Annotated in this window: 1 protein-coding gene; it reads left to right on the top strand. The window is 61.9% G+C overall.

The window, feature by feature from the left end:
* Window positions 1-98 precede the first annotated feature (98 nt).
* Window positions 99-1,070: an IS481 family transposase gene (locus tag ABUA37_RS14335; protein WP_349899917.1), complete on the top strand. Its 972-nt coding sequence runs from the start codon at window positions 99-101 to the stop codon at window positions 1,068-1,070.
* The last annotated feature ends 9 nt before the right edge of the window (window positions 1,071-1,079 follow it).

Genomic DNA, 1,079 nt, shown 5'->3' with positions numbered 1-1,079 from the left:
TGTACTCGGTCAGCAGGTTGGTGGCACTTTTCGGGTCGTGAGATAGCGAAGACCTCCTAGGTTGTGAGTAATCACACACCACGTTCTAGGAGGTCTCCTTGGCCCACGCTAATGCAGTTTTGACTCCGGTTGGTCGGCGTTTGCTTGTCGATCGGGTGCTGTCTGGTCGTCCGCAATCTCATGTCGCGAAAGAGCTCGGAGTGTCGCGGCAGTGCGTTGCCCGGTGGGTTTCCCGGTTCCGCGCCGAGGGCGTCGACGGTCTGCGAGATCGGTCATCGAGACCGAGACGTTCACCCGCGGAAACTCCCGCGCTGATCAGGGAACAGCTGCTTGAACTGCGTGCTCGGGAACGTTTAGGACCACCGGAACTGGCGCTCCGTTGCGGAGTCAGCGCCTCGACCGCGTCACGGATCGTTGCGCGGGCGGGCCTGCCGAAGCTGTTCGAACTCGATCCCGTGACCGGGATCCAGATCAGGGCCTCGCGCCGCAGCGACCTTCGCTATGAACGCCCAGCGCCGGGTGACCTGGTCCATATCGATGTGAAGAAGCTGGGTCGGATCCCGGACGGTGGTGGTTGGCGAGCCGAGGGGCCAGTCGTCGACGACCATCACGGCCGCAGGTTCCGCGGCACCGGGTTCGATTACGTTCACGCCGCCGTCGATGACCATTCTCGGCTGGCCTACGCCGAAGTGCTTCCTGACGAGAAAGGAGCAACCTGCGCTGGGTTCCTCGCCCGGGCGGCTGAATTTTATGTCCGCCATGGGATCACGATTCGGCAGGTCATGTCGGACAACGCGATGAACTACCGGTTCTCCACCGAGTTCCAGAACGTCATCACCTCGCTCGGAGCGACTCACGTCCTCATCCGTCCCCACTGCCCCTGGCAGAACGGGAAGGTCGAACGCTTCAACCGAACCATGCAAGAAGGCTGGGCCTATCGCCAGGTCTTCACCGCGAACAGCGAGAGAGCTGACGCCCTCTCGCCCTGGCTGAACCACTACAACTACGATCGACCACACACCGCCTGCGGAGGCAAACCACCAATCAGCCGAGTGTCACCAACGTCATGACCGAGTACA

Origin of the sequence: Parafrigoribacterium soli, from assembly GCF_040227235.1 — a bacterium.
Classification (GTDB): Bacteria; Actinomycetota; Actinomycetes; order Actinomycetales; family Microbacteriaceae; genus Parafrigoribacterium_A; species Parafrigoribacterium_A soli.
This window is presented reverse-complemented; position numbering and strand designations above follow the sequence as displayed.